Below are 21,537 nucleotides of genomic sequence, written 5' to 3' on the forward strand. Positions count from 1 at the left end.
GGCGGGCGCCCGCCTCGGTGGGGGCCCGCCTCGGTGGGGGCGGACACCCCCCTCGCCCGTGCCCCCGCACCGCTACTTCGGGTCGCGGTGGAACAGGGACTTGGACCAGAGGTAACCGAGCACGGCCAGCCCCAGGCACCAGGCGACCGCGATCCACCCGCTGTTGCCGATCCCGGTGCCGAGCAGCAGCCCGCGCAGCGTCTCGATGGCCGGGGTGAACGGCTGGTACTCGGCGACCGGCTGGAACCAGCCCGGCATCGCGTCGACCGGCACGAAGGCGCTGGAGAGGAGCGGCAGGATCATCAGCGGCATCGCGTTGTTGCTGGCGGCCTCGGCGTTCGGACTGGTCAGACCCATCCCGACCGCGATCCAGGTGAGCGCCAGGGAGACGAGCGCCAGCAGGCCGAGCGCCAGCAGCCATTCGACGGCCGTGGCGTCCGTGGACCGGAAGCCGATGGCCACCGCGACGGCCCCGACGAGGACCACGCTCATCACGCACTGGATCACGCTGCCGACGACGTGCCCGATGAGCACCGACCCGCGGTGGATCGGCATCGTGCGGAAGCGGGCGATGATGCCCTCGGTCATGTCCGTGGCGACGGACACCGCACTGCCGATCGTGGTGCCGCCGATGGTCAGCATCAGGATGCCGGGGACGAGGTAGGCGAGGTACTCGGACCGTCCCCCGCCGCCGTCACCGAGGCCGGCGCTCATCACATCTCCGAAGATGTAGACGAAGAGCAGGAGCAGCATGACCGGGGTGAGCAGCAGGTTCAGGGTGAGGGACGGGTAGCGCCGGGCGTGCAGCAGGTTGCGCCGGAGCATCGTGGCCGAGTCGCGGACGGCGAAGGAGAGAGAGCTCATCGGACGTCTTCCTTGGTCTGGTGGGTCTGGCGGGCCTGGTGGGCCTGCTGGGTGGTGCCGGTCAGGGCGAAGAACACGTCGTCGAGGTCGGGGGTGTGCACGGTCAGCTCGTCCGCCTCGATGCCCGCCGAGTCCAGCCGGTCCAGGACGGTGCGCAGCGCGCGCTGGCTGCCGTCGCTGGGGATCTGCAGTGCAAGCGCCTCGTCGTCCCGGGTGACCTCGCCGAGCACGGCGGTGGCGGACCGGTAGGCGGCCGGGTCGGAGAAGCGGAGTCGGACGTGCCCGCCGGGGATCAGCCGCTTCAACTCCTCGGCACTGCCCTCGGCGGCGATCCTGCCGCCGTTCAGCACCGCGATCCGGTCGGCGAGTTCGTCGGCCTCCTCCAGGTACTGCGTGGTGAGGAAGACCGTGACGCCGCCGGCGACCAGCTCGCGGATGATCTGCCACATGTTGTGCCGGGAGCGGGGGTCGAGACCGGTGGTCGGCTCGTCGAGGAAGATGATCCGCGGATCACCCACCAGCGTCATCGCGATGTCCAGCCGCCGCTTCATACCCCCCGAGTAGGTGGAAGCCGGCCTCTTCGCCGCCTCGGTGAGGTCGAAACGCTCCAGCAACCCGGCGGCCACCCGCCGCCCCTCACCCTTCGACAGGTGGTGCAGATCCGCCATCAGCAGCATGTTCTCCTCACCCGTGATCAGCCCGTCCACAGCGGAGAACTGACCCGTGACACCGATCGCCGCCCGCACCCCGTCCGGGGAGGCCGCGATGTCGTGGCCCGCGACCGAGGCCTGTCCGCCGTCGGCCGTGATGAGGGTGGAGAGGATCTTCACGACGGTGGTCTTGCCGGCGCCGTTCGGGCCGAGCAGCGCGAACACGGAACCGGCCGGGATGCTCAGATCGATGCCGTCGAGGACGGTCTTGTCGCCGTAGGACTTGCGCAGACCGGTGGTGGAGACGGCGGCCGGAGACGGGCGACCACCCTCTCGACGTGACGTGGGCATGACAGAAGAAGGCATGGAGCCCTCCATTCGAAGGCGGAAGTGACGGGGGGTGGGAGGGAGCTGGGCGAGCGGGTGCCTGCGGGGTTCAGGCCCCGGCGACGACGGCGCGGCGGACGTCGATGTTGCCGTACTTCGTCCGGGCGCGGACCTTGACGGTGTCCGCACTCCCCTCCGGGCTCCCGGACGCGGTGAGCGTGTTGCGCACCTGGCCGGAGCCCGAGCTGACGTCGAGCCAGGCGGCCGTGCCCTCGCGGACGCCGACCTCGATGGCCCCGTAGGAGGTCTCCAACTCCACAGTGCCGCGGACGACTTCACCTACCCGCAGGGTGCCGTGGGCGGTCTTGGCGGTGACCGAGTCCTCGGCGCGCCGGATCTCGATGTCGCCGTTGGCACCGCTCACCCGCAGCTCGCCGATGGCGGCGCCGACGGTCGTGGTGCCGTGCGAGTTCTTCAGGACGGCGGGGCCGTCGACGAAGCCGAGGCGCAGGCTGCCGGAGCTGGTGGTGATCTCGGTCGCGCCCTCGGCCCGGTCCACGGTGATCGAGCCGTGCGAAGCGGTCAGCTTGAGCGGGCCGGTCGTGTCGAGGCGGACGTCGCCGGACGAGGTCTTCACCCGGACCTCGCCGAGCCGGCCCTCGCCGAGCACCTGGGTCCAGGAGCCGGTGGTGTCGATGTGCGAGCCCGTGGGCAGTTCCACGGTCACGTCGACGATGCCGGGGCGGCCGAACGGGCTGGACTTGGGCGTCCTGACGGTCAGCACACCGCTCCGGTACGCGACCTCGGTCTGCTCGGCCGCCCGTACGTCCTTGTCCCGCTTCGGGTCCCGGGGCTGCACCGCGACGACGGTGTCGAGGCGCTCGCCCGCGGTGAACTGGATGGAGCCGGCTTCCACGTGTGCGGTGACCGAGATCGCTTCGGAGGTGTCGAAAGAAGGCATGACTGTCCCGTCCTCTTGGGTCTTCTGGGCGTCCCCGCTGGTGGGACGTGGTGTGGGCGAACTGATGCGGTGCGGCGGATGGAAGCGGCGGGAGGCGCGTCTAGCGCACCCAGCCCGTGAAGCTCTGTCCCACGCTCTGGGACTTCTCCGTCGTACGGGGCCGGGTGCCACCGTCGACCGCCGCCGAGACGGCGCGCACCAGCCAGGCGTTGACCGACAGCCCCTCGCGGCTCGCGGCCTCCTCGGCGCGGGCCTTGAGGTGGGCCGGCAGCCGCAGGTTGACGCGGGCGGTGCCGCCCTCCTCGCCTTCCGCGGGCGCCTGGGGCGCGAGCGGCTCGGCGTACTCCGGGGCGGACGGCTCCGCCGCGGGGGCGCGGCCCTCGGTCGACGGCGGCGTCACCACGAACTCGGGGTCGAGTCCGCGCAGCCGTACGTCGACCGAGCCGGGGGCGAGTTCGCGGGTGATCTCGTCCATCGCGGCGGAGAGCACATTGAGAAGGGTCAACCGTGTCGCCGACTCCAGGGGAGCGGTGAGCCTCTCGGCCAGCTTGCGGGCTTCGTCGCCGCCGGCCTCGGCGGCGACGGCGAGCTCTTGGCGGAGGGTGGTGACGTAGGGCGTGAGGTCCATGTCGCACAGCATGGCACAGACATGGCGCCATGTCGAGCCAATGTGGCACCACTCCCCTGAGTGGCAGTGTCATCATGCGCAAACACACTGGTCAGGGCGATGGCGCCATCGTGCGCCACAGTGGCACCAGGCGGCACACTCGGCACCTCCGGCGTGTGAGGAGCCGGGGTCCGGGGGCAGGGTCAGGACGGGGACGCCGTCCGCCGCGCGTAGTTCCGGGCCGCCTTCGCGCGGTTGCCGCAGCCCGTGCTCGAGCACCACCGCCGGGTGCCGTTGCGGCTGACGTCGTGGAAGCGCAGCCCACAGGTCGGGTTCGCACAACTTCGCACCCGGTCCCCCGCGGTGCTGAGCAGCCGGAGGTAGTCCGCCGCCGCGAGGTACCCGAGCAGGCGGCCCGAGTCGGGCGCCTCCAGCCGCTCGACGGGCCCGGCGGCCGTGAGCAGCCGGCGGATCCGGCCCCCGTCGAGCAGCCGGTTGAAGGCGCCGAGCGCCGCCGGTCCCGCGTCGGCTCGCCCGGCCACACCGGCCAGCGCGGAGCGGGCGGCCCGGGCGGCGGCCAGGGTGGTCCGGTCGGCACGCAGCTCGCCGCCGGCGTAGGCGGCGGCCGCCCGGGACCCGGCCAGCCAGCACGCGAGGCCGTCGGTGGAGTCCAGCAGGTCGTAGCGGCCGTACCGGTCGTGCCAGTGGGTGTTGAGGAGGTCCAGGCTGAGCGGCTCGCCGGTCAGCGGACGCGGGTCGGGCACGCCCGCCCCCACGCCCGCCCCGGCGCGGTCCACGCCCATCACCGCCGCCCGAGGCGCACGGGTTCGGGGGCGGGGGTGAAGGCGCAGTACGGTGACGAGCCCTCGGCCCGGTACAGCTCAACTGCCTGCGGCGCCGCGAGGATCCCCGGGAGGATCAGCTGCCACAGCCGGGTCAGGTGCCCGCGCAGCGGCCCGCAGGAACGGCCCGGTCGGTGTTCCTCCCCGCGCAGGCACACGTCCATCCCGATCAGGGAGTACACGAGCTGCGCGGCCGTGCCCCAGGGGTCGGCCGCGCCGGCCAGGGCGTCGGCCAGTTCCTCGCGGACGGCATCGGTCCAGGAGACGCCGCCGTCGGGGTAGTGCGCGAACTCCCGGGTCAGCCGGGCCCCCGCCCGTACGACGGGGTCGTGCCCGAGCTGCCCGGCGACGGCGTGCGTCATGTCGACGGCGGCCTGCAAGGGCCTGATCCCGCGGTGCGGTACCGCGCCCAGCGCGCCGACGACCGTCTGCCGTGCTTCGGTTCGCACCGCCCTGACCAGGTCGTCCTTGGCGGGGAAGTGGTACATCAAGGCGCCCTTGGTCACTCCCGCGGTGGTGCAGATGACGGCGAGCGAGGCCCCTTCGTAGCCGTAGAGGTCGATGGCCTTGGCGGCGCCGTTGATCAGAGCCCGGCGCGTCCGCTCGGCTCGCTCCTGCTGCGCCATGGGCGCTCCTCCTGCGTAGGGGATGGAGACGTGCGGGTGGTGCGGCGGGGCCGGCCCGCCCGCACCGCACCACCCGCACGGTCAGGCCGCGGAGCCGGCCGGGACGGAGGCCAGGCTGTCCTCGAAGCTCTTGCGGAGCTGGGCGCGGCGGAGCTTGCCGATGCCGGTCTTGGGGATCTCGGACCGGTCGACGGGCAGCAGGTGCGGTACGTCGACTCCGAGCCGCTCGCGGACTCGCTCGCGGATCCGCTCGCCCTGCTCCCCGGTGAGGGCGCCGGCGCGGGGGCTGAAGAAGACCGCGAGCTCCTCGGGGCCGCCGGGCTCGGCGGTGACGAGGGAGGCGACGGTGTACGAGGGCTCGATGAAGTCGAGTTCCTCGACGGCGGCCTCGATCTCGTGGCCGTGGTAGGCGATCTCCCCGAGCTGGATGACGTCGTCGGTGCGGCCGGTGACGGTGAGGATGCCGTTCTCCACGTACGCCAGGTCGCCGGTCTTGAACCAGCCGTCGTCCGTGAAGGACTGCCGGTTCTGCACGGGGTTGTCGTAGTAGCCGGAGGTGATGGTCGAACCGGTGACCTGGAGGCGGCCGGTGACGCCCCACGGCACGAGGTTGCCGTGCTCGTCGACGACGCGGATGCGGGTGCCGGGCTGCGGCCGGCCGACGGGCACGTAGCGGTCGTCGCCGGCGGCGGCCTCGGTGAACTGGCAGTCGGCCACGCCGGCGGTGGTCTCGGACATGCCCCAGCCGGGGAACATGGCGGTGGCGGGCAGCCCGTAGGGGGCCAGGAGGTCCAGGAAGCGGCGTACGACGCCGGAGCGGACGGCCTCGCCGCCGTTCATGATGTAGCGCAGCGGGCTGAGGTCCCAGCCGCGGCCCTCGAAGCGGTGGGCCTGGTCGTTGACGAGCACGAAGGCGAAGTTGGGCGCCCAGGTGGTGTCGGCCCGGTGGGTGGAGACGGCGTCGAGCCAGCGCAGCGGGTCTTCCAGCACCCACTGGATCTTGGCGTGGACCTGCGCTGCGCCGAGGAAGACGTCGCGCGCGTGGAACATGACGAGGCCGCCGATGTGGTCCAGCGGCATCCAGTTGAAGGTGCGGGTGTCCGCGTCGAGCCTGTTCACGCGGGAGGTGGCCGCGCTGCGCGTGAGGATGTTGCGGTGGGTGAGGCTGACGGCCTTGGGCACGCCGGTGCTGCCGGAGGTGAGCAGCAGGACGGCCGGGTCCGCGGCGTCCGGCTCGTGCCAGTCGAGGTCCGGCTCGTGGGTGGCGCGCAGGCTCGCCACGTCGCCCAGGTGGGCGGCGGCCCAGGCGGCGTCGGCGGTGACGGCGGGCGCGATCTCCTGGCCGGTGCCGGTCAGGACGCGGGGGCGGCCGTACCCGGCCCAGACGCGTTCCAGCAGGCCGGGGCCGTTGACCGCGTCGGCGCTGACGGGCAGGGGCAGGAAGCCGCCGAGGACGCAGCCCCAGAAACCGGCGAGGAGGTCGGCGTCGTCGGCGGACTGGAGGATGATCTTCTCGCCGGTCGCGGCGCCGGAGGCGCGCAGACCGGTCAGGACGCGCGAGGCGTCGTCGAGGAGGTCGGCGTAGCTCTGGTGGGCTTCGGTGCCGTCGGCGCGGATGTACGTCACCCCGCGGCCCTCGCTCGCGGCGACGGCGCGGACGAGGGCCGCGCCGAGGTGCGCGACGCCGGTTTCGGGGGCGGGCCCGCCGTCGAGCAGCGATATGCCGGTGCCGGTCATGCCTGGTTCTCCTCTTGCTGAGCGGTGTCGGACGCGGTGTCCGGCGCGGTGTCGGATGCGGTGGCGGCGGGCGTCGCGGTGGCCACGATGACCAGCGGGCCCCGGCCATGGAAGGGCGCGGGCTCCTTGCGGAAGCCGCCGTACTCGGCCGTGATGGTCAGTCCCGCCGCGGCCAGCAGTTCGCGCACCTCGGGCCCGGTCAGGACGGCCTGGTCGAAGAAGTTGTCGTACATGGCGACCCTGCCGTCCGCGGTGCGGACCAGCAGGGTCTCCTCGTTGCGCCAGTTCGCGGCGTGCGCGTTGATGAACTGGCGGGCGAGGCGGGTGATGAGCACCCCGTCCCGGCGGTGGTGGCCGACGCTGTTGGGCTGGAAGGAGTCGACGAAGTTCAGCAGGTGGCCGAACTCCAGGACGACCTGCCCGCCGGGGTTCAGGAGCTCGCGGACGGAGCGCAGGACGGCCGGGAGCCGGCCGCGGTCCAGGTAGTTCAGCGTCATGAAGAGGCTGTACACGAGGTCGTAGCGCTCGTCGGTGCGGTACTCCTCGACGCGGTTCTCCACGTAGGAGATGCCCTCGTCACCGGCGGCGCGGGCGTACTCAAGGAACGCGGCACTCTGGTCGACGCCGGTCCCGCGGTGGCCGCGCTCGCGCAGGGCGCGCAGGTTGGAGCCGGTGCCGCAGCCCAGGTCGAGTACCGTGCCCGCGTCGGGGAGCAGGGACGCGAGGAACTCCGTCTCGGCGTCGAGGCTGCGGAAGTCCTTCCGCATGATCTCGTAGTACTCACCGGGGAATTCGAAGCTCGTGCCGGTCAATTCCGTCATCCTCCTCGGATGTCAGTGCTCGTCGGTCGTCGGTGCTCGTCGGTCGTCGGTGCCCGTCGGTACCAGGTGGTCGTCGGTACCGGGTGCCCGTCGGTACCGGGTGCCCGTCGGTACCAGGTGGTCGGTTCTCGGTGCTCTTCGGTGCCCGCCGGTATCCGGTGGTCGGTACCCGGTGCTCTTCGGGGCCGTCCCCTACCTGGTCACGGCCTCGCGCATGGTCCGGTAGCCGCGCGGGGTGAGGCCGTACCGGTCGCGGAAGAGCCGGCTGAAGTGCGAGGCCTGGTAGAGCCCTGACCGTTCGCCGATCACCCCGACGGGCAGGTGTTCGAGCCGCGGATCGCGCAGCTCCGACCGGCAGCGGGCGAGGCGTTCGTCCCTGATCCACCGGGCGGGGCTGGTGCCGTGCTCCTGGAAGATCCGCTGGAGGTAGCGCAGCGAGATGTTGTGGTGCTCGGCGACCGCCTGCGGGGTGAGCTCGGGGTCGGAGAGCCGTGCGCGGATGAACGCCTGGATGGCCAGCATGAGGTCGTGCCGGGCCACTTCGTCCTCGGCGGCCACGTGGCGCAGCCGGTCTGCGAGGACGGCCGCGGTCAGGCCCGCGACGGTGGCGCCGACCCGGTCGACGGCGGAGTGGATCTCGGTGCCGTGGTCGTGGAGTCCGGCGAGGAGCTGGGAGAGCAGGGCGCCCGCGCCCATCCGCCCGCACCAGCCGGTGGCGGTGAGCTTCGCGGTGTCGCCCGCCGCCATGCCCAGGTGCCGGTGCGGGAGCTGCACCTCGACCAGGTGGAAGGGCCGGGGCAGCAGGAGGCGGTACGGGCGGCTGGTGTCGCAGCAGATGATCTGCGGGCCGCTCGCCTGGCCCCGGCGGCCGTCCTGGTGGACGTGGATCTCGCCGGCCAGCGCCCGGAACACCCGCAGGGATTCGGAGGGGTCGGGGCGGATGTGGCGGCCGGGGCGTACGGCCTCGTGGGCCTCCCCGGTGACGAGGGAGATGGTGACGTCGCCGAACTCGCGGCGGACGGTGGTCCCGTACACGGACTCGCCGTGTGCCCGGATGACCCGCGCCGTGCCGGGGGCGGGCGCGGCGAGCGGTGGACTGCGGTCCGGCACGGATGCGCTCGGCCCGCGGAGGGGCAGCATGTCCATCGTTCTCCTCGCTCCGGGAAGCGTCATGCCATCGTGACAGGCAGGCCCATAAAAACATACCTGCATGCAGGTACTCGAACACCATCAGAAGTTCCAATCAGCAGGGCTCCACCTCGGCTTTGATGCGCAAACAGGCCAGGAGAAGGCGCATTTACGCAAGCCAGCCGACAGGTCGCCCCGTACAGTTGAGGACGAGGACTGGCCGGACAACGCGGCTTCACGTGCGGTCATGGATGTAGTTTCCGAACGAGGGGTATCACGTGACGATCAAGGTCGGCATCAACGGATTCGGCCGCATCGGCCGCAGCTTCTTCCGCGCCGCCCTTCAGCGGGGCACCGGCCTGGAGGTGGTCGCCGTCAACGACCTCACCGACGCCGCGACGCTGGCCCACCTGCTCAAGTACGACAGCACCCTCGGCAAGCTCGGCCACGAGGTCCGCGCGGTCGAGGGCGAGCTCGTCATCGACGGGCGCACCCTACGCGTGACCGCCGAGCGCGACCCGGCCCAGCTGCCGTGGGGCGAGCTGGAGGTGGACGTGGTCATCGAGTCCACCGGGGTGTTCACCGACGCGCACAAGGCCCGCGCCCACCTGGAGGCCGGTGCCCGCAAGGTCATCATCAGCGCGCCCTCGAAGAACGAGGACCTGACGATCGCCTTCGGCATCAACGACGACCTCTACGACCCGGCCGTGCACGACATCGTCTCCAACGCCTCCTGCACGACCAACTGCCTGGCCCCGCTGGCCAAGGTCCTCGACGACGCGCTCGGCATCGAGCACGGCCTGATGACCACGGTCCACGCCTACACCGCGGACCAGAACCTCCAGGACGGTCCGCACACCGACCTCCGCCGCGCCCGCTCGGCGGCGACGAACACCGTGCCGACCACCACCGGCGCCGCCAAGGCCATCGGCCTGGTCCTGCCGCAGCTCAAGGGCAAGCTCGACGGGTACGCGCTGCGCGTGCCGATCCCGACCAGCTCGGCCACCGACCTCACCGTCCGCGTCGGCCGCGCGACCACGGTCGAGGAGGTCAACGAGATCTTCGCGAAGGCCGCCGAAGGCGCTCTCGCGGGCATCCTCACCTACACCGACGAGCCGATCGTCTCCAGCGACATCGTCACCGACCCCGCGTCGTGCATCTTCGACTCGGGCCTGACCAAGGTGATCGGCGACGGCCGCCAGGTCAAGATCGTCGGCTGGTACGACAACGAGTGGGGCTTCTCCAACCGTGTCGTGGACACCGCCCTGCTGATCGGCGCCCGCTGACCGGCGCCCCGTAGACGGGCGCCCGCCGACGGCCACCCCGTCGGCCGCGGCGCCCGTCCCGACCGGAGGTTCCCGTGATCAAGACACCCCATCACGAGGGTGAACAGGCCGTCCAGAAGCAGGCCGGCGAAGGCGGTCCCGGCTGGGGCTCGCCGATGTTCGACGACGTGATCCAGCCCGGCTTCGACCAGTACCTGATGCGCCAGCGCATGCTCTTCCTGGGCGGCGCCGACGCCACGGGCGCCATGTGGTCCTCGCTGGTCACGGGCGACCCCGGCTTCGCCCTGCCCACGAGCCGGCGCACGATCACCCTGTCCTCCCTGCCCGTGCCCGGCGACCCGCTCGCGGAAGCCTTCGCCGAGACGGCCGACATCGGACTGCTCGCGCTCGAACCCCACACGACGACCCGGATCCGGATCAACGGCGTGGCGCGGCGCGAAGGGGAGTCGCTGCACATCCGCACCGAGCAGGTGCTGGGCAACTGCCCGAAGTACCTCCAGGTGCGGGTCCCGGTCGCGGACGGGCCCGCCTCGACGCCCCGGGAGACCCGGGAGGGCGACGTGCTCACCCCCGAGCAGGAGAAGTGGATCACCGGGGCGGACACCTTCTTCATCGCCAGCCAGGCCGACGGCTACGGCGCGGACTCCTCGCACCGGGGCGGCGACCCCGGTTTCGTCACGGTGGCGGGACCGCGCAGGCTGGTATGGCCCGACTACTTCGGCAATTCCTTCTACATGACCTTGGGCAATCTGCAGCTCAACGAGAACTGCGGACTGCTCTTCCTGGACTGGGAGTCCGGCCACACCCTGCAACTGACGGGCAAGGCTCGGATCAACTGGGCCGAGGGGGACCGGGCCGACGTGCCCGGAGCCCTGCGGATGTGCGAGTTCGACATCGAGCGCGTGGTGCAGATCGACGGGGCGACCCGGCTGCGCTGGGCGTTCGGCGGTCCCTCGCCCTACAACCCGCCGGCACCGGCGCGCGGCTGACCCCCCACAGCCCGCGCCGTTCCCCCTCCGCCGCTGTCCCCCGGTCACCGTCCGGCCGTGCCGCCTCCCCCGTCGGCACGGCCGGACGGTGTTGTACGCCCTGCCCGGCACCCTCCCCGTCCCCGTCCCGTCGAGGGACTCCACATGTGAGGATCGCGCCATGCCCGCTGCCGACCCGGACACGACCTTCCCGCGTCTGCGCGCCGACGTCTCGACGCTCCCCGCCTACGTGCCGGGCCGCGCGGCCCGCGACGAGTTCGTCGACAAGCTCTCCTCCAACGAGAACCCGTACCCGCCGCTCCCGTCGGTGATCGCCGCGGCCGGGACCTGGCTGGGCCGCCTCAACCGCTACCCCGACCCCACCGCGGCGGAGCTCGTCGCGGAGCTCTCCGGACGCCTCGGCGTACCCGCCGACCACCTGGTGCTCGGCACCGGCTCGGTCGGCATCACCCAGCACCTGGTCGCCGCCGCCGCGGGCCCGGGCGACGAGGTCGTCTTCGCCTGGCGCTCGTTCGAGGCGTACCCGCTGCTCGCCTGGGCCGCCGGGGCCACCTCCGTCCAGGTCCCGCTGCGCGACGAGACCCACGACCTGGACGCACTGGCCGACGCGGTCACCGACCGCACCCGCCTGATCTTCGTCTGCAACCCGAACAACCCGACCGGCACCGCCGTGCGCCGCGCCGAACTGGAACGCTTCCTGGACCGCGTGCCCCCCGAGGTGCTGGTCGTCATCGACGAGGCCTACCGTGAGTTCGTCGACACCGCCGAGGACATCCCGGACGGCATCGACCTCTACCGGGACCGCCCCAACGTGGCCGTGCTGCGCACCTTCTCCAAGGCCTACGGACTGGCCGCGCTCCGCGTCGGCTACGCGGTGGCCCACCCGCGCGTGACGGCCGCCCTGCGCGCCTGCTCCGTACCCCTCGGCGTGAGCGGCCCCGCCCAGGCCGCCGCCCTGGCCTCACTGCGGGCCACGGAGGAACTCCGCGAGCGCGTGGCCGACCTGGTCGCGGAACGCGACCGCGTCAGCGCCACCCTGCGCGCGGAGGGCTACGAAGTCCCCGAGAGCCACGCCAACTTCATCTGGCTGCGCCTCGGCTCCCGCACCTCCTACTTCGCGGACGCCTGCGAAGCGGCCGGCCTGATGGTCCGCCCCTTCGGCGAAGAGGGCGTCCGCATCACGATCGGCTCCCCGGACGCGAACGACCGCCTCCTGAAGACGGCGTCCGACTGGGACCAGTGACCACACCGGCCGACAGCAACGGGGTCAGCCGCTGATGACCCTCAGCCTGGCGGCCGGCTGGTCACGCTCCGCCTCGATCGTCGGGGTCAGCCGGAAGACCCGGACCGGGCCGACGCTGTCCACCTCTTCGAGCCACCCGAGAGCCTCCAGCTCCTTGCGCGTCCGGGAAAAGACCGGGGCACTCATACCCGCGGTCTCGGCGAGCTCGGTGGCTTTGATCCAGACCGACCCGTCCGGCCGCTGCTCGGAGGCTGCGTACAGCATGACGACGATCCGCTGGTTCGGGTTCAGGACACGTCCCGTGCGCTTGAGGACGTACAGCACGTCCTCGCTGCGGTGGATCTTCATGTCGCGTCTCCCTTGATCTTCCTGCGTTCGCGATCGCCCGGCTTCGGGATGCGCATCTCCGGAGGATTCCAGTCGGAAACCGCCTCACGATGTTCGAAGCCCGTCCCGATGAACGCAAGGTACGGGGTCGTTCGGTAGAACGTCGTACGGCCGATCCCGCCGGACTCGACCAGCAGGCGAGCACCCTTGAGGACCTTGATGGCCCTCGACAGCGCGTCCGGACTCATGTCGAGCTCTGATGCGACGGCCACGCCGGTCATCTGCACGGGCCCCTGTCGCTCCTCCGTCGCGAACCAGTACCAGACCAGCACGCGGAACTCACGGTCACTCAGTCCCGAAGCCCCGGAGGCAAGCTGCCGGCCGCGCCGGATCCCGACGTTGATGTGAGGTCCGTCGAAGGCGTACGGGGCACGGGGGACCTCTTCCATGACTCCGGTGTCCGGATCCACCAGTGCAAGGATCTTGCTCCGCGCCGACTCCGCCATGCCTGAATCCGCCCCGCCCCTCGTCACCACGAGCCGCGCGCCCCGCTCCAGGGCCCCGCAATTAGCACATTGCACATTACCGCATAGCCAACCGACCTCGCCCCGAGGAAAGGTTCCTTTGCTCATTGCTAATGAGTTCGACCCCGGGCCCCACCCGCCACCGACCCCGTCAGCAATGTGCACATAGCTAATCGACCCGTTCCCAGGATCGGGTAACCCGCTTCCAGGATCGGGTTACCCGACCCCAGGATCGGGTTGTGCTCGACGTTTACGCAGGTCAAGAGGGTGCGGGGGCTGCGCGTTCTTCATACTTGGAAAGGTGGTGAGTACCTGCGGGCCCTGGTCGGCGGCTGCTCGCCCTGTCGCTCCGCGCCAGCGCTCCCAGGTGGGTCCGCCGCCGGGACCCCATCGCACGGATCGTCGTGGTCACTGCCCGAAACAAGCAGCAGCGTGGCCGGCACCGGTTGGGGCTGAGCGAATCCGTGGGCGCCGGTGATCGCGGTGACAGGTTTCGTCTGGGCACACCTTCTGTGGCCGGGGTCTTTTCCGGTCCGTCCTGGCGGGGCAATGAGGTTCCCTGCACCTACCGTCAGCCCGGCTCCTGCGCCGACGGCTCTCCCGGCGCACACGAACGAGGCGGCGCACTCCGACGTGTCGTCGGGTACGCCGCCTTCGGGCGGAGCGGGGTGCGGGAGGGGGGAGGGGGGAGGGGGGAGGGGGGAGCCTGTGCCGCCTCGGCCGCTACTTCGGGTCACTGTTGAACTTCGCGGCCGACCAGAAGTAGCCGAGCACCGCGAGGCCCAGGCACCAGGTGACCGCGATCCACCCGTTGTTGCCGATCTCGGTGCCGAGCAGAAGCCCGCGCAGCGTCTCGATGGCCGGGGTGAAGGGCTGGTACTCGGCGATCGGCTGGAACCAGCCCGGCATCCCCTCGACCGGGACGAACGCACTCGACAGCAGTGGCAGCAGGATCATCGGGAGCGCGTTGTTGCTGGCGGCCTCCGCGTTCGGGCTGATCAGACCCATACCCACCGCGATCCAGGTGAACGCCAGGGCGAACAGGACGAGCAGCCCGAACGCCGCCAGCCACTCCGGGACCGTCGCGTCGGTGGAGCGGAACCCGATGGCCACACCGACGGCGCCCACCAGGACCACGCTCGCGATCGACTGCAGCACGCTGCTGACGACGTGCCCGATGAGGACCGCACCCCGGTGGATCGCCATCGTGCGGAAGCGGGCGATGATGCCCTCGGTCATGTCGTTGGACACCGACACCGCGGTACCGATCGTGGTCGAGCCGATCGTCATCAGCAGCAGACCCGGCACGAGATAGGCGACATAGTCCGAGCGGCTGCCGCCGCCGATGCCCGCGCTCATCACATCTCCGAAGATGTAGACGAAGAGCAGCAGGAGCATGATCGGCGTGAGCAGCAGGTTCAGGGTGAGGGACGGGTAGCGCCGGGCGTGCAGGAGGTTGCGGCGCAGCATCGTGGACGAATCACGGACCGCGAGGGACAGGGAACTCATCGGACGTTCTCCTTCGACTGGGCAGGCAGGGTGGAGGAGCCGGGGCGGGGGTCGGTGCCGGTCAGGGCGAAGAACACGTCGTCGAGGTCGGGGGTGCGCACGGTCAGCTCGTCCGCTTCGACGCCGGCCGAGTCCAGCCGGTCCAGGACGGTGCGCAGCGCGCGCTGGCTGCCGTCGCTGGGGATCTGCAGTGCAAGCGCCTCGTCGTCCCGGGTGACCTCGCCGAGCACGGCGGTGGCGGACCGGTAAGCGGCCGGGTCGGAGAACCGCAGGCGGACGTGCCCGCCGGGGATCAGCCGCTTCAACTCCTCGGCACTGCCCTCGGCGGCGATCCTGCCGCCGTTCAGCACCGCGATCCGGTCGGCGAGTTCGTCGGCCTCCTCCAGGTACTGCGTGGTGAGGAAGACCGTGACGCCGCCGGCGACCAACTCGCGGATGATCTGCCACATGTTGTGCCGGGAACGGGGGTCGAGACCGGTGGTCGGCTCGTCGAGGAAGATGATCCGCGGATCACCCACCAGCGTCATCGCGATGTCCAGCCGCCGCTTCATACCGCCCGAGTAGGTGGAAGCAGGCCTCTTCGCCGCCTCGGTGAGGTCGAAACGCTCCAGCAACCCGGCGGCCACCCGCCGCCCCTCACCCTTCGACAGATGGTGCAGATCCGCCATCAGCAGCATGTTCTCCTCACCCGTGATCAACCCATCCACCGCGGAGAACTGACCCGTCACACCAATCGCGCGCGGGCCCCCCGTGGGGTGGGCGCCCAGGTCGGGGCCGCCGACCCGGATCTCGCCGGAGGCGGGATCCGGGGAGACGAGGGTGGAGAGGATCTTGACGGCTGTGGTCTTGCCCGCGCCGTTCGGGCCGAGCAGGGCGAAGACCGTTCCTTCGGGGACTGCCAGGTCGATGCCGTCCAGGACGGTCTTGTCGCCGTAGGACTTGCGCAGACCGTTCGCCGTGATGGCCCAGGTGGTCATGAGTGGTGCTCCTTCGTGAAGGGATGTCAGAGGCTGCGGGCGGTGACGTCGCCGTAGGCGGTGGTCGCGTGGATGGCGAGGCCGGCCGCGGCGCCTTCGGTGTTGCCGAGGGAGTTGTTGATCCGGCCGAGGGCGGTGCCGGCGTCGAGGGTGGCGCTGACCCCGCGGCCGGCGCCGACCGAGATGTCGCCGTACTCGGTGTGCAGTTCGACCGTGCCGCGCAGGGCCTCGACGATGCTCAGGTCGCCCTTCTGGGTGCTGATCCGGGCCGAGCCAGCCAGGCGGCCGACCGAGACGTCGCCGGCGGCGAGGGTCAGGTGGGCGCTCGCGGCCTCGTCGAGCTTGACCGAGCCCTGCGCGGCCTCGAAGACGACGTCACCGAGGCGTCCGACGCCCCGGAGTTCGGCGCTGGCCGCCTTCGCCTCGACGTGGGAGTCGGCGGGCAGCTGGACGGTCACCTCGATAGCGCCGGTGGCGCCCAGGAGCTGGTTCTTCGCGGAGGCCGCGATCCGCAGGACCCCGTCGGCGTACTCGACCAGGGTCTGCTCGGCCGCCTTGACGTCGCGGCTCTTCGAGGCGTCCGCGGGCCGGACCTCGACCGCGGTGTCCGCGCGGTCCGCGGCGATGAAGCGGATGGTGCCGGCGGGGATGTCCAGAACGGTGGAGATCGGGGCGGTGGTGGCGAAGTTCTGCATGATTCTCTCCTGCGACTCGTTGTTTCCGATGAGGGAAAAGCTACGTTGCTTTCCAAGTCTCGGCAAGAAGTTCGTTGCGATGGAACTCGAAAATTGCAGGTCAGAGGCATGTAATCGTTGCGAAGGGCTGGAATTGAATGCAACGACAGACACTCAGAACGTTGCAATGAACTGGAACTGAACGCTATACTGGAGGCACGACGACCACGAAGGAGACCGCGATGCCGGGAGGCAGGCTCACCCAGCAGGAACGCCAGCAGATCGCGTTGGGGGTGGCCGACGGCCTCGCCTACGCGGAGATCGCCAGACAGCTGGACCGACCGACCTCCACCATCACGCGCGAGGTCATGCGCAACGGCGGACCCGGCGCCTATCGCGCCGACCTGGCCCACCGCGCCACCGAAGCCCGCGCGCAGCGGCGCAAGCACACCGCGCCCCGCGGACCGCAGGCGGCCCCGCAGGCCTATGGACGGGACGCCGAGGCCGTACGCGCCTACGAGGAGGTGTTCACCACCGTCATGATGGCTTCGGGGATGCCCAGCATGACGGCCCGGGTGATGACCTGCCTCACCCTCACCGACACGGGCAGCCTCACCGCGTCGGAACTCGTCCAGCGCCTCCAGGTCAGCCCGGCGTCCGTGTCGAAGTCGATCACGTTCCTGGAAGAGCAGGGCCTCGTCCGCCGGGAACGCGAGGAAGGCCGGCGCGAGCGCTACGTCGTCGACGACGACATCTGGTACCGGTCGATGATGGCCAGCGCCCGCTCCGCCGCCCAGATAGTGGAGACGGCACGGCAGGGCGTCGCCGTCCTCGGCGCCGACACCCCGGCCGGCACCCGCATGGAGAACATCGCCCGCTTCCTCGACTTCGTCTCCGAGAGCATCGCCCGCGCCGCGGAACAGGCCCGCGCGATCCTCCACACGAAACCGGAGGCACCCTCGGACACCGCCGCCGAAAGAAGTGTCGCGGGGACCGATGAGTTTCCCGGAAGCCCGCGGTCTTAACTCATGGAAGGCGCGCCGCAGCAGCCACGCACGTGGTCGCGGGGCACGCTGGACGCATCACCGAGAGCCAGCCACGAGATTCCGAGGAACACACGATGCGCACCCTGATCAGCTCCGCCTTCATCTCCCTCGACGGCGTCGTGGAGGCCCCGGGCGGCGAGCCCGGCTACCGGAACTCCGGCTGGACCTTCAAGGACGTGGAGTTCCTGCCCGAGGCCTACGAGATCAAGGGCCGGGAGCAGAAGGAAGCCTCCGCGATGCTTCTGGGCCGCACCAGCTACGAGGCGTTCAGCCCGGTGTGGCCCGCCATGGAGGACTTCGCCGACTACAAGGTGATGCCGAAGTACGTCGTCTCCACCACGCTCACCGAGGACGACCTGGTGTCGAACTGGGGCGAGACCGCGATCCTGCGCTCCCTCGACGAGGTCGCCGCGCTGAAGGAGACCGAGGGCGGCCCGATCATCATGCACGGCAGCGCCGCCCTGAACCGGGCGCTCTCCGACGCCGGCCTGATCGACCGTTACCACCTGATGGTCTTCCCGCTGCTGCTCGGCGCCGGCAAGCGGCTCTTCAGCACCACCGACAAGGACGCGCAGAAGCTGAAGCTCGTCGAGCACGAGACCTACGCCAACGGCCTGCAGCTGAACGTCTTCGACGTCGTCCGCTGAGGCGCACGAGCACGAGCACACGCACCCCCGCGACCGCGGAGCGGCGCCCCTTTCGGGCGCCGCTCCGCGCGTTTCAGCCGAAGGTGCCGAAGAGGCGACGCAGTTCCTCGTGGAACCCGGGGAAGGTCTTGGCCACGCAGGCCGGGTCGTCGAGGGTGATGCCGGCGGCGCGCAGGCCCAGTACCGAGAAGGACATCGCGATGCGGTGGTCGCGGTGGCAGTCGACCGTCGCCGGGGCGGGGACGCCCGGATGGACGGTGATGCGGTCCGGGCCGTCCTCCACCCGGATGCCCAGCGCGCGGAGGTTCCCCGCGACGGCGGCGATCCGGTCGGACTCCTTCAGCCGGGCGTGCGCGATGCCCGTGATGGTGACCGGGGCGTCCGCGAGCGGGGCGATCGCGGCCATCGTCATGAAGGTGTCCGAGATGTCGCCCATGTCGATGGTGAATCCGCCGCTCAGCGTGCCCGTACCGGTGCCCGCGACCTCGGTCCAGTCCGCGGTCCTGGTGACCCAGGCCCCGGCGCGCCGCAGCACCTCCACGAACGCGGTGTCGCCCTGGAGGCTCCCCGTGCCCAGGCCCGCCACCCGGACGGTGCGCCCGGTGACGGCCGCCGCCGCGAAGAAGTACGAGGCGGTCGAGGCGTCCGGCTCGATGGCGAGGTCGGTGGGCCGGTACCCGCCCGGGTGGACCGTGATCGCGCTGCCCTCCTCCTCGACCCGGGCGCCGAAATGCCGCATCAGTGCCAGGGTCATGTCCACGTACGGACGGCTGACCAGCCGCGGCACGTCCACCGTGAGCGGCCCGCCCATCAGCGGGGCGGCCATCAGCAGCCCGGAGAGGTACTGGCTGCTGAGCCCGGAATCCAGCTCGATGCGGCCGCCGGCCAGCCCCCGTGCGGTGAGGGCGAAGGGCAGCCCCGTGCCGCGCACCTTCGCCCCGAGCCCGGTGAGCGCCTCCAGCAGCGGCCGCAGCGGGCGCGCCCGTAGCTGGTCGGAGCCGTCGAAGGCGATCTCCCCGCGCCCGGTGGCCGCGAAGGGCGGCAGGAAGCGCGCCGCGGTGCCGGCGTCGGCGCACCAGACCCGGCCGGGGCCGGCCGGTCCGGCGCCGCGTCCGGTGACCTCCCAGACCTCGCCGGAGCCGTCGCCGTAGCCGGAGCCGTCTCCGTACCCGTAGCCGCTGTCTCCGATGTCGCGCACCCCGGTGCCCAGGTCCGTCAGCGCGGCCCGGAAGGCGAGGGTGTCGTCGCTGACCAGGGGCGCGGCCAGGCGGCTGCGGCCGGGAGCCGCGGCCGCGAGGAGCAGCGCCCGGTTGGTGATGCTCTTGGAGCCGGGGATCCGGGCGTCCAGTACGGGAGTCGTCACGCCGCTCACCGTACGGAGCCTCTGCGCTGGGCGCGCTCGACGCTCGCGCGGGCGGCCGCGGCGACCTTCGGCGCCGTCAGGCCGTGGAGTTCGTACAGGGACCGGTACGGAGCGGAGGCCCCGAAGGAGTCGATGCCGAGCGAGGTGCCGGCCGCGCCGACCAGGGCATACCAGCCGAGGGTGGAGCCCGCCTCGACGGAGACCCGGGCGGCCACCGCGGCGGGGAGCACCTCCTCGCGGTACTCCTCCTCCTGCGCCTGGAACCACTCCAGGCAGGGCATGGAGACCACGCGGGTGGCGAGGCCCCCGTCCTGCAGGATGCGGCGGGCGTCCAGGGCGATGGGCACCTCGCTGCCGGTGGCGATGAGGATGGCCTCGGGGCGGCCGCCGTCGGCCTCGGCCAGGACGTAGCCGCCGCGCGCGGCGCCCTCGGCGGGGGACAGCCCGCTGTCCTGGTTGCGTTCCAGGACGGGCAGGTTCTGCCGGGACAGGCACAGGCCCGCCGGGCGGTCGTCGTTCTCCAGGATGGTGCGCCAGGCGACGACGGTCTCGTTGGCGTCGGCGGGCCGGACCACGTCCAGGCCCGGGATGGCGCGCAGCGACCAGAGGTGCTCGACCGGCTGGTGGGTGGGACCGTCCTCGCCGAGCCCGATGGAGTCGTGGGTCCAGACGTAGGTGACGGGCAGCTTCATCATGGCGGCGAGGCGGACGGCGGGGCGCATGTAGTCGGAGAAGACGAGGAAGGTGCCGCCGTAGGGGCGGGTGCCGCCGTGCAGGGCGATGCCGTTGAGGACGGCGCCCATGGCGTGCTCGCGGATGCCGAAGTGCAGGGTCCGGCCGTACCGGTGGCCGGCGTAGGCCTCGGTGGCCAGTTCCTCGGGGATGAAGGAGGGTTCGCCCTTCATGGTGGTGAGGTTGGACTCGGCGAGGTCCGCGGAGCCGCCCCACAGTTCGGGCAGCACGGGGGCGAGCGCGTTCAGCACCTCGCCGGAGGCCTTGCGGGTGGCCATCTCGCCGCCCGCGGGGAAGACCGGCAGGCTCTCCTGCCAGCCCTCGGGCAGCCGCCGCTCGGAGAGCCGGTCGAAGAGCTCGGCGCGCCCGGGGGCGAGGGCACGCCAGTCGGCGAGCGTCTTGTCCCACGCGCGGTGGGCCTCGGCGCCGCGATCGGCGACCCGGCGGGCGTGGGCCAGTACCTCGGCGGGAACCTGGAAGGAGAGCGAGGGGTCGAGGCCCATCGCCGCCTTCGCGGCCGCCGCCTCCTCGGCGCCGAGGGCCGATCCGTGGATGCCGCCGGTGTTGCGCTTCTTCGGAGCGGGCCAGCCGATGATCGTGCGCAGCGCTACGAGCGAGGGCCGGTCGGTGGTCTCGCGGGCGGTGGTGAGCGCCCGGTGCAGGGCCTGGACGTCCTCGGTGTACTCGGTGGCCTCGCCTCCCCCGGTCCAGTCGACCTCCTGGACGTGCCAGCCGTACGCCCGGTAGCGGGCGAGGGTGTCCTCGGAGTGCGCGATCTGCCGGTCGTCCTCGATGGAGATGCGGTTCTCGTCGTAGAGGACGACGAGGTTGCCCAGGCGCTGGTGGCCGGCCAGCGAGCTGGCCTCGTGCGCGACGCCCTCCTCCAGGTCGCCCTCGGAGGCGATGGCCCAGACGGTGTGGTCGAACGGGGAGGTGCCGGGGGCGGCGTCCGGGTCGAAGAGTCCGCGTTCGCGGCGGGCCGCCATGGCCATGCCGACCGCGTTGGCGAGGCCCTGGCCGAGGGGGCCGGTGGTGGTCTCCACGCCGGGGGTGTGCCCGTACTCGGGGTGCGCGGGGGTCAGACTGCCCTCGGTACGCAGGCCCTTGAGGTCGTCGAGGGTGAGCCCGTAGCCCGACATAAGGAGCTGCGTGTAGAGGGTGAGGCTGGCGTGGCCGCAGGAGAGCACGAACCGGTCGCGGCCGGCCCAGCCCGGGTCCCGGGGGTCGTGCCGCAGCAGCCGCTGGAAGAGCAGGTAGGCGGCCGGCGCGAGGCTCATGGCGGTGCCGGGGTGTCCGTGTCCGGCCGCCTCGACCGCGTCCACGGTCAGCGCGCGGGCGACCTCGACGGCCCGGCGGTCGGCGTCCTCCCAGAGCAGGGCGGGCGCCTGCGGGGCGGTGGCGACGGTCATGACGGGCCTTCCTGTTCGGAGGATGCGCGTACGGATGGGCGTACGGATGCGCGTGCGGGTGCGAGAACCCCGGCGGGCACGGGCCCTACGGGTCCTGGGAGTACGGGGCCTGGGAGTACGGGCCCTGGGAGCACGGAGCCTGGGAGTACGGGCCCTGGGAGCACGGAGCCTGGGAGTACGGGGCCTGCGGTGCGTTCAGGTGCTGCGCCCCCGCCGGCCCGCCCGGTCGGGCGGACCACCCCGCCGTG

General features: G+C 71.6%; 21 protein-coding genes. 5 read left to right on the forward strand and 16 right to left on the reverse strand.

Translation table 11 applies throughout. From position 1 onward, the window contains the following. Positions 1 to 72: 72 nt before the first annotated feature. The 9 genes from ABZY57_RS16805 to ABZY57_RS16845 form a co-directional block, all read right to left on the reverse strand. Entirely contained in the window at positions 73 to 864 is a 792-nt protein-coding gene (locus tag ABZY57_RS16805) for an ABC transporter permease (RefSeq protein ID WP_356512524.1), read from the reverse strand. Then, complete coding sequence (locus ABZY57_RS16810) at positions 861 to 1,880, reverse strand: ATP-binding cassette domain-containing protein (protein WP_356512526.1); 1,020 nt, start codon at positions 1,878 to 1,880, stop codon at positions 861 to 863. Before ABZY57_RS16810 ends, ABZY57_RS16805 begins: the two co-directional genes overlap by 4 nt. 70 nt (positions 1,881 to 1,950) lie before the next feature. Next, positions 1,951 to 2,802: a DUF4097 family beta strand repeat-containing protein gene (locus ABZY57_RS16815; RefSeq protein ID WP_356512528.1), complete on the reverse strand. Its 852-nt coding sequence runs from the start codon at positions 2,800 to 2,802 to the stop codon at positions 1,951 to 1,953. A 100-nt stretch (positions 2,803 to 2,902) separates the two neighbouring features. Further along, complete coding sequence (locus tag ABZY57_RS16820; protein WP_356512530.1) at positions 2,903 to 3,430, reverse strand: toxin-antitoxin system HicB family antitoxin; 528 nt, start codon at positions 3,428 to 3,430, stop codon at positions 2,903 to 2,905. Between the two features lie 182 nt (positions 3,431 to 3,612). Continuing rightward, the gene (locus ABZY57_RS16825) at positions 3,613 to 4,206 is read right to left on the reverse strand and encodes a CGNR zinc finger domain-containing protein (protein WP_356512532.1); all 594 of its coding nucleotides are present in this window, start codon (positions 4,204 to 4,206) and stop codon (positions 3,613 to 3,615) included. A 5-nt stretch (positions 4,207 to 4,211) separates the two neighbouring features. Further along, complete coding sequence (locus tag ABZY57_RS16830) at positions 4,212 to 4,877, reverse strand: TetR/AcrR family transcriptional regulator (protein ID WP_356512534.1); 666 nt, start codon at positions 4,875 to 4,877, stop codon at positions 4,212 to 4,214. An 81-nt stretch (positions 4,878 to 4,958) separates the two neighbouring features. Beyond that, positions 4,959 to 6,614: an AMP-binding protein gene (locus ABZY57_RS16835; protein ID WP_356512536.1), complete on the reverse strand. Its 1,656-nt coding sequence runs from the start codon at positions 6,612 to 6,614 to the stop codon at positions 4,959 to 4,961. Continuing rightward, entirely contained in the window at positions 6,611 to 7,435 is an 825-nt protein-coding gene (locus ABZY57_RS16840) for a class I SAM-dependent methyltransferase (RefSeq protein ID WP_356512538.1), read from the reverse strand. The genes ABZY57_RS16835 and ABZY57_RS16840 overlap by 4 nt, the downstream gene beginning before the upstream one ends. Positions 7,436 to 7,627: 192 nt before the next feature. Continuing rightward, positions 7,628 to 8,581, reverse strand: a complete 954-nt coding sequence (locus ABZY57_RS16845) for a helix-turn-helix domain-containing protein (protein ID WP_356512540.1) — start codon at positions 8,579 to 8,581, stop codon at positions 7,628 to 7,630. A gap of 260 nt (positions 8,582 to 8,841) precedes the next feature. On the opposite strand from ABZY57_RS16845, the gene gap reads away from it, so the two are divergent. The 3 genes from gap (at position 8,842) to hisC (ending at position 12,081) form a co-directional block, all read left to right on the forward strand. Continuing rightward, entirely contained in the window at positions 8,842 to 9,849 is a 1,008-nt protein-coding gene (gene gap / locus ABZY57_RS16850; RefSeq protein WP_356512542.1) for a type I glyceraldehyde-3-phosphate dehydrogenase, read from the forward strand. Positions 9,850 to 9,923: 74 nt separating this feature from the next. After that, entirely contained in the window at positions 9,924 to 10,838 is a 915-nt protein-coding gene (locus ABZY57_RS16855) for a pyridoxamine 5'-phosphate oxidase family protein (protein ID WP_356512544.1), read from the forward strand. Between the two features lie 160 nt (positions 10,839 to 10,998). Beyond that, complete coding sequence (gene hisC / locus ABZY57_RS16860; protein WP_356512546.1) at positions 10,999 to 12,081, forward strand: histidinol-phosphate transaminase; 1,083 nt, start codon at positions 10,999 to 11,001, stop codon at positions 12,079 to 12,081. A gap of 24 nt (positions 12,082 to 12,105) precedes the next feature. On the opposite strand, the gene ABZY57_RS16865 is transcribed toward hisC, so the two are convergent. From ABZY57_RS16865 to ABZY57_RS16885, 5 genes are all read right to left on the reverse strand, one after another. Next, positions 12,106 to 12,429 (reverse strand): replication initiation protein, RepL2, encoded by a 324-nt coding sequence (locus ABZY57_RS16865; protein ID WP_356512548.1) that lies wholly within the window; start codon positions 12,427 to 12,429, stop codon positions 12,106 to 12,108. Then, the gene (locus ABZY57_RS16870) at positions 12,426 to 12,914 is read right to left on the reverse strand and encodes a MarR family transcriptional regulator (RefSeq protein ID WP_356512550.1); all 489 of its coding nucleotides are present in this window, start codon (positions 12,912 to 12,914) and stop codon (positions 12,426 to 12,428) included. The genes ABZY57_RS16865 and ABZY57_RS16870 overlap by 4 nt, the downstream gene beginning before the upstream one ends. A gap of 741 nt (positions 12,915 to 13,655) precedes the next feature. Further along, complete coding sequence (locus tag ABZY57_RS16875; protein ID WP_356512552.1) at positions 13,656 to 14,441, reverse strand: ABC transporter permease; 786 nt, start codon at positions 14,439 to 14,441, stop codon at positions 13,656 to 13,658. Next, a complete protein-coding gene (locus ABZY57_RS16880; protein WP_356512554.1) occupies positions 14,438 to 15,418 on the reverse strand; it encodes an ATP-binding cassette domain-containing protein in 981 nt (326 codons plus the stop codon). The genes ABZY57_RS16875 and ABZY57_RS16880 overlap by 4 nt, the downstream gene beginning before the upstream one ends. A 26-nt stretch (positions 15,419 to 15,444) precedes the next feature. Next, positions 15,445 to 16,113, reverse strand: a complete 669-nt coding sequence (locus ABZY57_RS16885; protein WP_356512556.1) for a DUF4097 family beta strand repeat-containing protein — start codon at positions 16,111 to 16,113, stop codon at positions 15,445 to 15,447. Positions 16,114 to 16,334: 221 nt separating this feature from the next. Here ABZY57_RS16885 and ABZY57_RS16890 point away from each other — a divergent pair, with 221 nt between their 5' ends. Continuing rightward, entirely contained in the window at positions 16,335 to 17,117 is a 783-nt protein-coding gene (locus ABZY57_RS16890) for a helix-turn-helix domain-containing protein (RefSeq protein WP_356512558.1), read from the forward strand. A gap of 95 nt (positions 17,118 to 17,212) precedes the next feature. Next, positions 17,213 to 17,785, forward strand: a complete 573-nt coding sequence (locus ABZY57_RS16895; protein WP_356512560.1) for a dihydrofolate reductase family protein — start codon at positions 17,213 to 17,215, stop codon at positions 17,783 to 17,785. 73 nt (positions 17,786 to 17,858) lie between these two features. Here ABZY57_RS16895 and aroA read toward each other — a convergent pair whose 3' ends face one another. Then, entirely contained in the window at positions 17,859 to 19,148 is a 1,290-nt protein-coding gene (aroA, locus tag ABZY57_RS16900) for a 3-phosphoshikimate 1-carboxyvinyltransferase (protein WP_356512562.1), read from the reverse strand. 5 nt (positions 19,149 to 19,153) lie between these two features. Next, a complete protein-coding gene (tkt, locus tag ABZY57_RS16905; protein WP_356512564.1) occupies positions 19,154 to 21,289 on the reverse strand; it encodes a transketolase in 2,136 nt (711 codons plus the stop codon). Positions 21,290 to 21,537 lie beyond the last annotated feature (248 nt).

The sequence above is a fragment of the Streptomyces sp. NPDC006450 genome (assembly GCF_040612195.1).
Taxonomy (GTDB): Bacteria; Actinomycetota; Actinomycetes; order Streptomycetales; family Streptomycetaceae; genus Streptomyces.